This window comes from Bradyrhizobium huanghuaihaiense, assembly GCF_007830635.1.
GTDB classification, from domain to species: Bacteria; Pseudomonadota; Alphaproteobacteria; order Rhizobiales; family Xanthobacteraceae; genus Bradyrhizobium; species Bradyrhizobium huanghuaihaiense.
In genome coordinates this window covers 74,016-83,819 of sequence record NZ_VLLA01000027.1, presented here as the reverse complement: position 1 = coordinate 83,819, position 9,804 = coordinate 74,016, and the positions used below count along the sequence as shown (strand labels likewise).

At 66.3% G+C, this 9,804-nt stretch carries 10 protein-coding genes; 6 read left to right on the top strand and 4 right to left on the bottom strand.

Annotation, left to right across the window (positions count from 1 at the left end; translation table 11 throughout):
- Positions 1-293 (top strand): transposase (locus tag IQ16_RS36875; protein ID WP_488226080.1); only part of this gene is annotated, 293 nt, incomplete at its 5' end.
- A 131-nt stretch (positions 294-424) separates the two neighbouring features.
- Here the strand turns inward: IQ16_RS36875 and tlpA are convergent.
- Complete coding sequence (gene tlpA / locus IQ16_RS36870; RefSeq protein WP_026312545.1) at positions 425-1,090, bottom strand: thiol:disulfide interchange protein TlpA; 666 nt, start codon at positions 1,088-1,090, stop codon at positions 425-427.
- A 101-nt stretch (positions 1,091-1,191) separates the two neighbouring features.
- On the opposite strand from tlpA, the gene argH reads away from it, so the two are divergent.
- The 3 genes from argH (at position 1,192) to lysA (ending at position 4,262) form a co-directional block, all read left to right on the top strand.
- Complete coding sequence (gene argH, locus IQ16_RS36865) at positions 1,192-2,589, top strand: argininosuccinate lyase (protein ID WP_018646534.1); 1,398 nt, start codon at positions 1,192-1,194, stop codon at positions 2,587-2,589.
- 93 nt (positions 2,590-2,682) lie between these two features.
- Entirely contained in the window at positions 2,683-2,973 is a 291-nt protein-coding gene (lptM, locus tag IQ16_RS36860) for an LPS translocon maturation chaperone LptM (protein WP_018646535.1), read from the top strand.
- A gap of 23 nt (positions 2,974-2,996) precedes the next feature.
- The gene (gene lysA / locus IQ16_RS36855) at positions 2,997-4,262 is read left to right on the top strand and encodes a diaminopimelate decarboxylase (RefSeq protein ID WP_018646536.1); all 1,266 of its coding nucleotides are present in this window, start codon (positions 2,997-2,999) and stop codon (positions 4,260-4,262) included.
- 189 nt (positions 4,263-4,451) lie between these two features.
- On the opposite strand, the gene IQ16_RS36850 is transcribed toward lysA, so the two are convergent.
- Complete coding sequence (locus tag IQ16_RS36850; RefSeq protein WP_018646537.1) at positions 4,452-5,360, bottom strand: NAD(P)-dependent oxidoreductase; 909 nt, start codon at positions 5,358-5,360, stop codon at positions 4,452-4,454.
- Positions 5,361-5,612: 252 nt separating this feature from the next.
- The gene (locus IQ16_RS36840; protein WP_008567285.1) at positions 5,613-5,996 is read right to left on the bottom strand and encodes a carboxymuconolactone decarboxylase family protein; all 384 of its coding nucleotides are present in this window, start codon (positions 5,994-5,996) and stop codon (positions 5,613-5,615) included.
- A gap of 169 nt (positions 5,997-6,165) precedes the next feature.
- On the opposite strand from IQ16_RS36840, the gene IQ16_RS36835 reads away from it, so the two are divergent.
- Together IQ16_RS36835 and IQ16_RS36830 are read left to right on the top strand one after the other, a co-directional pair.
- Positions 6,166-8,079: a TIGR02302 family protein gene (locus IQ16_RS36835; RefSeq protein WP_018646538.1), complete on the top strand. Its 1,914-nt coding sequence runs from the start codon at positions 6,166-6,168 to the stop codon at positions 8,077-8,079.
- Positions 8,067-9,218, top strand: coding sequence for a DUF4175 family protein (locus tag IQ16_RS36830; protein WP_018646539.1), 1,152 nt, complete (start codon positions 8,067-8,069; stop codon positions 9,216-9,218). The genes IQ16_RS36835 and IQ16_RS36830 overlap by 13 nt, the downstream gene beginning before the upstream one ends.
- 203 nt (positions 9,219-9,421) lie before the next feature.
- On the opposite strand, the gene IQ16_RS36820 is transcribed toward IQ16_RS36830, so the two are convergent.
- Positions 9,422-9,796, bottom strand: coding sequence for a response regulator (locus IQ16_RS36820; protein ID WP_018646540.1), 375 nt, complete (start codon positions 9,794-9,796; stop codon positions 9,422-9,424).
- Positions 9,797-9,804 lie beyond the last annotated feature (8 nt).

The following is a 9,804-nucleotide window of genomic DNA, read 5'->3' as shown; positions in this document are numbered from 1 at the left end:
ATCCCCGTCGCGTCTTCATCTCCGGCCAGAAGCGCGGCGTTTTCGGTGTCATCAAGCGCGAGCTGCGCCGCCGCTCCGCCATCGAGCCCATCATCGGACACCTGAAGGCGGAAGGCCACCTCGGGCGCTGCTACCTCAAAGGCCGCGCCGGCGATGCCGCCAACGTCGTCCTCTCAGCCGTCGGACACAACTTCCGCCGCATCCTCGCCTGGCTGAGATATCTCTTGTGCCTGTTCCTGGCCCAGCTATGGCGCACGCTCGCCCGGCCAGCCTCGATCAATCCGGCTTCTTAACGGACGACTGACCAAGCAGAACATGGACATGGAGAAATCCACCGTCCTGACCCTGCTCGGCGCGGGTCAGCCTTCCCTGGCCAATGTCGGCCCCGGCGTCGGCGCCAATCTGAACGTGACGGCCTGAGCGCCTAAAGCGACGCGGCGGCCTTGCCGGTCGCCGCCCGCAGCAGCTTGAGCGCATCCTCGCTCGCCCATTCCGCCGGCCCCGCGATCGTCGCGATCTCGCAGCCTTGCGGGTCGACCAGCACCGAGGTCGGCATGCCCAGCGCCCGGCCTATCGCCTTAAGATCCTGGAAAACCTTGGCTTTCTGGTCGTTGAAGTAGCCGAGCCGGGTCAGATTGGCCTCTTTCAGGAAGGTTTTCGGCTTTTCGGGGTCGCGGGTGTCGATGTTGATCGCCACCACCTCGAAATTCGGCCCCGACAGCTTGCCCTGCAACTCGTCCAGCGCCGGCATCTCCTTCCGGCACGGCACGCACCAGGTGGCCCAGAGGTTCACCAGCAGCGTCTTGCCGCGGAAATCGGACAGTTTCTTCGGCTTGCCGTCGGCGTCCTCGAAGGCCAGGTCGGGCAGCTTCAGGGGCGCGGTCGCCATGGTCAGCGCCGCCACCTCGCCATGGGCGAGCGGGGCGATTTTTTGCGCCGTCGCCACCGCCGGCTTGCAGGTCGGATCGCCGCCAGGAGCCCGGCTCAGGCCCAGCCCGTACAGCGCGGCGAAGCCGGCCAGCCCGCCGATCGCCACGGTGGCGATGACGAGGGGTATCCGGCGCGTGGCGGAGGGCTTTTTGTCGAGCATATCGTTTGTCATCCGGTCGCAGATATGGCTATCAGGGGCCTCTTAATACGGCTGGCCTCGGCCAGCAAACGTGCGGCAAAGCAAGGCGTGAGCAGGGGATCATGAGCAACAAGATGTGGGGCGGCCGATTCTCGGAGCGTCCCGATGAGATCATGGAAGAGATCAACGTCTCCATCGACATCGATCGTCACCTGTTTGCCCAGGACATTGCCGCGTCCAAGGCCCACGCCGCGATGCTCGCCGCGAAGGGCATCATCACGGCCTCTGATGCGAAAAATATCGGCAAGGGTCTAGACACGATTTTGTCAGAGATCGGCAAGGGCGGCTTCGAATTCAAGCGCGCGCTCGAGGACATTCATATGAATGTCGAGAGCCGCCTGTCGGAGCTGATCGGCCCCGCGGCCGGCCGCCTGCACACCGCACGCTCGCGCAACGACCAGGTCGCGACCGACTTCCGTCTCTATGTCCGCGACGTCCTCGACGAGACCGATGCCGCGCTCGCCGCATTCCAGCAGGCACTGGTCCAGCGCGCGCTGGAGCATGCCGGCACCGTGATGCCCGGCTTCACCCATCTGCAGACCGCGCAGCCCGTAACCTTCGGCCACCATCTGCTCGCTTATGTCGAGATGGCCGCGCGCGACCGCGGCCGTTTCCAGGACGCGCGCAAGCGGCTCAATGAATCGCCGCTCGGCGCCGCCGCGCTCGCCGGCACCTCGTTCCCGATCGATCGCCACGCCACCGCGAAGGCGCTCGGTTTCGACCGCCCGATGGCGAACTCGCTCGACGCCGTCTCCGATCGCGATTTCGTGCTGGAGACGCTGTCGGCTGCGTCGATCTGCGCCGTGCACATGTCGCGCTTTGCCGAGGAGATCGTGATCTGGACCTCGCCCTTGGTCGGTCTGATCCGACTGAGCGACAAGTTCACCACCGGTTCCTCGATCATGCCGCAGAAGCGCAATCCGGATGCCGCCGAGCTCGTGCGCGCCAAGACCGGCCGCGTCATCGGCGCGCTCAACGGCCTCCTGATCGTGATGAAGGGCCTGCCGCTCGCCTATCAAAAGGACATGCAGGAAGACAAGCAGGGCGCCATGGAGGGCTTTGCCGCGCTGTCGCTGGCAATCCGCGCCATGACCGGCATGGTCCGCGACCTCGTGCCCGATGAGGTCAAGATGAAGGCGGCCGCCGGCGAGGGCTATGCCACGGCGACCGATCTGGCCGACTGGCTGGTGCGGACGCTGAAGATGCCGTTCCGCGACGCGCACCACGTCACCGGCCGCATCGTGGCCAAGGCCGCCGAGGGTGGCGTGGCGCTGCACGAGCTGCCGCTGAAGGAGATGCAGGCAATCGAGCCGAAGATCACCAAGGACGTGCTCGGTGTGCTCTCGGTCGAATCGTCCGTGAAGAGCCGCACCAGCTTCGGCGGCACCGCGCCGAAGAACGTGGCGGCGCAGGCAAAGAGCTGGGCGAAGCGGCTGGAAAAAGAGCGAAAATTGGGCTGAGGGCAAAATTTCGCTTATGTTTCATGGTCATCCGGCTCTCGCCAGAGCGCGCCAATCTCTGTATGGTGCGGCCCGCGTAGTGGGGATTTCGTCGTGACGTCAAAGTTTCGCCCGGCCGGCTCGGGGTGGGCCATCATTGTCTTGAGCCTGACCGCGCTCGCGCTTGCCGGCTGCGGCCGCAAAGGGCCGCTCGACCTGCCGCCGACCGCGTCCAGCGCGTCCACGGCCAACGTCGCCGCGCCCACCGACACCGAGACCGAAGCCCAGAGGACGCCGAGCCTGTTCAACCCCACCTATGGTGCGGACGCTGCGCCTGCGGCTCCCAAGGGCAGCAAGAAATCGTTTATTCTCGACCCGCTCCTGGACGACAAGCCCGGCCGGTAGGCTGGGGTAACTGAGCCAACGCCATGAACCATTTCGACTATCGCAACGGCGTGCTGCACGCCGAGGCGGTGAACCTGTCCGAGCTGGCCGCAACGGTCGGCACGCCGTTCTATTGCTATTCGACCGCGACGCTGGAGCGGCATTACCGCGTCTTCACCGAGGCTTTCGCCGGCGAGAAGGTGCTGGTCTGCTACGCCATGAAGGCGAACTCCAATCAGTCGGTGCTGCGCACGCTGGCAAAGCTCGGCGCCGGCGCCGACGTGGTCTCGGGCGGTGAATTGAAGCGCGCGCTGGCCGCCGGCATCCCGGCGAGCAAGATCGTGTTCTCCGGCGTCGGCAAGACGGAAGACGAACTGAGGGCCGCACTGGCCGCCGACATCCTCTGCCTCAACGTCGAATCCGAGCCGGAGCTCGAACTGCTCTCGCGCCTTGCGACCGAGACGGGCAAGACCGCGCGGATCTCGTTGCGCGTCAATCCCGACGTCGATGCCGGCACGCATGCCAAGATTTCCACCGGCAAGTCCGAGAACAAGTTCGGCATCCCGATCGTGCATGCCCGCGAGGTCTACGCGCGCGCAGCGAAGCTGCCTGGAATCCAGGTGACCGGCACCGACGTGCATATCGGCAGCCAGATCACCGATCTCTCCGGCATGGAGACGGCGTTCCGCATTCTCTCCGAATTCGTGCAGACGCTGCGTAGCGATGGCCACGACATCAGCCACGTCGATTTCGGCGGCGGTCTCGGCATTCCCTATTACATGGACCGCGAGGCGCCGCCGGCGCCCGCCGCCTATGCCGCCATGGTCAAGCGCGTCAGCCACAATCTCGGCTGCACGCTGATGTTCGAGCCGGGCCGCATGATCGTCGGCAATGCGGGCATCCTGGTCGCCAAGGTAATCTATGTGAAGCACGGCGACGGCAAGAACTTCGTCATCATCGACGCCGCGATGAACGATCTGATCCGCCCCACGCTGTATGAAGCCCATCACGACATCCTGCCGGTCACGCAACCGGCGAGGGACGCCGCCACGATCACGGCCGACGTGGTCGGTCCGGTCTGCGAGACCGGCGACTATCTCGCGCTCGACCGCACGCTGCCGACGCCGAAGGCGGGCGATCTCCTCGCCATCATGACCGCGGGCGCCTATGGTGCCGTGCAGGCCGGCACCTACAACACGCGCCCGCTGGTGCCTGAGGTCTTGGTGAAAGGCGACCAGTACGCCGTGGTGCGCCCGCGCATCGAGGTCGAGCAGCTGATCGCGATGGATACGCCCGCGCCGTGGCTCTGAGGCGGTGAGGGGCGATAAGGCCGCTCCTCATACTCGCTGTCGTCCCGGCGAAGGCCGGGACCCATAACCACAGGGAGCGGTTGTCGCGCGAAGCCGGTAACTCCGAGTCTTCGCCAAACGTCTCCCTGTGGTTATGGGTCCCGGGCTCGCGCTGCGCGCGCCCCGGGACGACGAGGAGAATTTGAGGCGCTACTTCCCCGCCAATCCGCCCGTCTTCCCCCCAACCACGACCCCCGCCTTCTTTTCGATCGGCTTGATCGCCGCGGTGAAGTCCGACTCCGCGCCTTCCGCGCTGATCACGGTCTCCCACAGCCGCCCGACGGCGTCGGCGACCTCCATCGACAGGCCGAGCTGCTTCATCTCCTCCAGCGCCAGCCGCACGTCCTTCACCATCAATCCCGTGGCGAAGCCGAAATCGAACGTGCGCGGCAGCACCGAGCGCGGAAACTTGTCGCGGCTCGCGGTGTTCATTCCGGAGCCGGCATTGATGACGTCGATCATGACGGCGGGATCGAGCCCGGCCTTCACGCCCATCACGACGGCTTCCGAGGTCGCCACGATCGCCGTGGCCGACAGGAAATTGTTGGCGAGCTTCATGGTCTGCGCCGCGCCCGGCTTCTCGCCGATGAAGAACACTTTTCCGATCACGTCGAGCGCGGGCTTGAGCAGCGCGAACTCCGCCTTCGGCCCTGAGACCATCACCGCCAGCGTGCCCTTCTCGGCGCCGCCGACGCCGCCGGAGACGGGGGAGTCGATCTGCACGATGCCGCGCTCGGCGAGCCGGCCGTGAATCTTCGAAGCCATCGCCGAGCCGACGGTGGAGAGATCGATGAAACGCTTTGCGCGGCTCCCCTCGATCACGCCGTTCGCGCCGGTTGCAACGTCAAGCGAAGCCTGCAGCGACGGCAGGCTCGCCATCACGGTCTCGACCCGATCGGCGACGTCCTTCGGCGAGGTCGCAGCGATGGCGCCGCGCGCCACCAGCTTGTCCGCGACCTCCTTGCGCGTATCGAACACAACGAGCCTGTGTCCCGCCTCGATCAGCCGCCGCGCCATCGGGAAACCCATGTTTCCAAGCCCGATGAATCCGATGTCCATGGTGTTTCCCTTTGTTTGTTGTTGTGCGTGAGAGCGGGGTCACATTTTCCGTTCGTCGTCCCGGGGCATCGCGAAGCGATGAGCCCGGGACCCATAACCCCAGGGAGAAGTCGTCGCGCGTAAGCGGTCACTCCGAGTCCCCGTAACCACATCTCCCTGTGGTTATGGGTCCCGGATCAGCGCTACGCTGCGCTTCGCTTGTCCGGGACGACGATGAGGAGGAACGTTGCGTCCCTCACTCACACGCCTGCCTCACGCCTTCCCATCAATCTCCGCGAACACCTCGCGCGCGATGCGAAAGCTGTCGACGGCGGCCGGCATGCCGCCGTAGATGGCGACCTGCATCAGGATCTCGCGGATCTCGTCGCGGGTGACGCCGTTGGTCAGCGCGCCCTTCAGATGCGCGCGAAACTCGTGCTGGCGGTTGAGGATCGCGATCATCGCGATGTTGAGCATGCTGCGGGTCTTGCGCGGCAGCTCCTCGCGGCCCCACACCGTGCCCCAGCAATATTCGTTCAGCATCTCCTGGAACGGACGGTTGAAATCGTCGACGTTCTTCAGGGCGTTGTTGACATAGGCTTCTCCCAGTACCGCTTTGCGGACCTCGAGGCCCTTGTCGTGCATTTTCTTATCCATGGCGTTTCCTCTCGTCTCCCTCAGGTGGCGCCGCGGAAATTACGGGGTTGCGGCGGACCAGTCACGTCCTCGTGTTATGCGGGAAAAGGGGTGTCTCCCGTACAGGAACGGATGCCTCAGTGCTGCCGTTGTGGTACGCTTCTCTCTACCGGGCAACCTGGAGAGCTGATTGAACGGCGTCACCCCCGACCCGTCAGACCCGAACCGCGATGGCGACGCTCTGTCGCGGCTGAAGCTGGCGCAGGCCCTCGACAGGGCCATCTATGCCATCGCGTGGGAGCGTGCCTGGCCAAATCTCGCGCGGCTGCTGACCGTCATCGGCCTGTTCCTGGTGGTGTCCTGGGCCGGTCTCTGGCTGGCGCTGCCGTTCCTGGCCCGCGCCGTCGGTCTCGTCATTTTTGCCGGCATTGCGATCGCCGCGCTGTTCCCCCTGCTTCGGTTCCGCTGGCCGAGCCGCGAGGAAGCGCTGAGCCGGCTCGACCGCGGCTCCGGCATCCGTCACCGCCCGGCGACCACGCTAACAGACACCCTGACCTCGCAGGATCCGATCGCGAAGGCGCTGTGGCAGGCGCAGCGCGAGCGTACGCTGGCCTCGCTGAAGCGCATCCGGGCCGGTCTGCCGCGCCCGCGGCTCGCGCTTCACGATCCCTGGGCGCTGCGCGCGCTGGTCATGATGATGCTGGTTGCGACGTTCTTCGCTGCCGGCGACGAACGCGCGATGCGCGTCGGGGCCGCCTTCGACTGGAACGGCGTGCTGGCGCCGACCAATGTTCGCGTCGATGCCTGGGTCACGCCGCCGCTCTACACCGGCAAGCCGCCGGTGATCCTGTCGGCCGCCAACAAGGAAGCTGCAGCGCTGCCGGCGAGCGGTCCGCTCGCCGTTCCCGCCGGCTCGACGCTGATCGTGCGCTCGTCCGGCGGCAACCTCGATGTCGTCGTCTCCGGCGGCCTCAAGGAGGTCGCCCCCACCGAAGCCACGCCCAAGGGCACCAACGAGAAGCATTTCGCCATCACCGCCGACGGCACCGCGCATGTCCGTGCGCCCTCCGGCCAGCCGCAATGGGCGTTTGCCGCGACGCCCGATCGTGCGCCGACGATCTCGCTCGCCAAGGATCCCGAGCGCCAGGCCCGCGGCGGACTCCAGCTCTCCTACAAGATCGAGGACGATTACGGCGTCACCGGCGCCGAGGCACAAATCGGTTTGCGCGATGGCAAGGACGACAGCAAGGCCGCGGCGCGGCCGCTGTTCCAGCCGCCGCAATTCCCGCTGGTGCTGCCGAACGCGCGCACCCGCAACGGCGTCGGCCAGACGGTGAAGGACCTCAGCGAGGATCCTTATGCCGGCGCCGACGTGACGCTGACGCTCACCGCCAAGGACGAGGCCGGCAATGAGGCGAGGAGCGAGCCGTTCAACATGCGCCTGCCCGAGCGCCTGTTCACTAACTCGCTCGCGCGCGCGCTGATCGAGCAGCGCCGCATCCTCGCGCTCGACGCCAACAAGAATTCCGACGTCTACGCCGCGCTCGACGCGCTGATGATCGCGCCCGAATTGTTCACGCCGGATGCCGGCTGCTATCTCGGCCTGCGTAGCCTCGCTGCCCAGCTCGAGGCGGCCCGCACCGACGATGCGCTGCGCGAGGTGGTGGCGAGCATGTGGGCGTTCGCGGTCACCATCGAGGATGACGGTGTCGCCGGCAGCGTCAACGCCGCGCTGCGCTCGGCGCAGGACGCGCTGAAGCGGGCGCTGGAGCGCGGCGCCAGCGAGGACGAGATCAAGGTGCTGACGCAGAAGCTCCGCGAGGCCATGGCCGGCAAGGTGCGCGATCTCGCCCGCCGCGCCGAGCAGAATCCGCTCGGCCCCCGGCAGCCGTTCCCGGCGGAGGTTCAGCTCATCCTCGACAAGGCGATCGAGCTGCGACAGAAGACCCAGAAGGCGACGGCGGAGCAGCTCGAGGAGCTGGCGCAGCAGCAGGACGCGCTTCGCCAGCAGCTTCAGGCCTATCGGAAGTCGGCGAGCAACCGGGCCAAGGCGGGCAATGACGGGGCCAACCAGTTTACGCGGGACCGGAAATGCGGAAGCTAGCGCGCGTGCCAGTCTTCAAGGCGATCTCGATCGCCTGTCTCGCCGTCCTGTTGGGCGGCGTCTCGCCGGCCGCTGCCCAGCTGGATCAGGATCCCGATGCGCTGCTCGACAGCGCCGAGAAGGCGATGCAGGATTCCGGCGATAGCCTCAGGCAGAAGGAATCCGGCAAGAGCCTGAGCAATCAGTCCGACTCCATCCAGAAGCTCGAGGAATACAAGCGGGCGACGGAACGGAGCCAGTCCTCCAGCCGTGATCGCAACGTCATCACGCAGCGCGATCTCGACGAGCTGCTGAAGCAGATCGAGAAGGCGGCGCGCGAGGGCAATCGCGAGGCGGCCCAGCGCATGCTCGAGCAGCTCGCGCAGATCATGGAAAATCTCCAGATGGCGCAGCCCGGGCAGTCCGGCGACAGCGACATGGAGCAGGCGCTGAACGAGCTCAGCGACATGATCCGCAAGCAGCAGCAATTGCGCGACAAGACGTTCAAGCAGGGCCAGGATTCCCGGCGTGACCGCTCGCGCGGCAAGCAGGGCGACCAGTCGATGTCGGACCTGCAGCAGGACCAGCAGGCGCTGCGCGACCGCCTGAAGAAGCTGCAGGACGAGCTCGCCAAACGCGGCCTCACGCAGAAGGGACAAAAGAGCCAGAAGGGTCAGCCGGGGCAGAAGGGCCAGCAGGGCGATCCGGGACAGTCCGGCCAGGATGGCGATCAGGACGGCGACCAGGGCGACGATGACGGCAGCCTCGACGCTGCCGACGGCGCCATGGGCGATGCCGGATCGAAGCTCGGCGAGGGTAACGCGGACGGTGCCGTGGATTCGCAGGGCAAGGCGCTCGATGCGCTGCGCAAGGGCGCGCAGAAGATGGCCGAGGCGATGCAGCAGGGCGATGGCGACGGGCAGGGCGATGGTCCCGGCAACCGGGCCGGCCGCCAGCAGAGCGGCGGCAATCAGACCGACCCGCTCGGCCGGCCGCTTCACGGCCGTGAGTTCGGCGACGATTACACCGTCAAGATCCCCGGCGAGATCGACGCCCAGCGCGTCCGCCGCATCCTCGAAGAGCTCCGCCGCCGCTTAGGCGATCCCTCGCGCCCGCAGATCGAGCTCGACTACATCGAGCGGCTGCTGAAGGATTTTTAGAGGCGATAGCCTCGATGCCTCCCCGATGTCGTCCTGGCGAAAGCCAGGACCCATTACCCCAGGGAGGCATTTGGCGAAGGCTGGTTGCCCGGTACGACTTCCATTTCCGACAGATAAATCACGCGGTATGGGTCCTGGCTTTCGCCAGGACGACACCGAATGTGTCGCGGTGGCGTCGCGTCATGGCCGACGCGACTGCAGCGCTACCCCTTCTTCGCCGCCAGTGCGTCCGCTACCGCCGTACGGATATCCGCGACCGAGAACGGTTTTGTCACGACGTCATGCACCAGCGCATTGAGGTTCGAGGCGCGCTCGCGCTGGTCGGCAAAGCCGGTCATCAGCAAAATGGTGAGGTCGGGGAAATCGCGCGCGGCGGACAGCGCCAGTGCGATGCCGTCCATGACGGGCATCTGAATGTCGGTGAGCAAGAGATCGAACGCGCCGTCCTCGCGGATCAGGATCTCCAGCGCCTCGGCGCCGTCCTGTGCGGTCACGGTCTCGTGGCCATCCATGGCGATGGCGCGCGCCACCAGCGTGCGCATCGAATCCTCGTCGTCGGCGATCAGGATTTTCGACATGAGACCAA

Coding starts and splice junctions, on each gene's coding strand:
- IQ16_RS36830 (WP_018646539.1), top strand. CDS start 8,067: ATGCGGAAGCTAGCGCGCGTGCCAGTCTTCAAGGCGATCTCGATCGCC.
- lysA (WP_018646536.1), top strand. CDS start 2,997: ATGAACCATTTCGACTATCGCAACGGCGTGCTGCACGCCGAGGCGGTG.
- argH (WP_018646534.1), top strand. CDS start 1,192: ATGAGCAACAAGATGTGGGGCGGCCGATTCTCGGAGCGTCCCGATGAG.
- tlpA (WP_026312545.1), bottom strand. CDS start 1,090: ATGCTCGACAAAAAGCCCTCCGCCACGCGCCGGATACCCCTCGTCATC.
- IQ16_RS36840 (WP_008567285.1), bottom strand. CDS start 5,996: ATGGATAAGAAAATGCACGACAAGGGCCTCGAGGTCCGCAAAGCGGTA.
- IQ16_RS36850 (WP_018646537.1), bottom strand. CDS start 5,360: ATGGACATCGGATTCATCGGGCTTGGAAACATGGGTTTCCCGATGGCG.
- IQ16_RS36820 (WP_018646540.1), bottom strand. CDS start 9,796: ATGTCGAAAATCCTGATCGCCGACGACGAGGATTCGATGCGCACGCTG.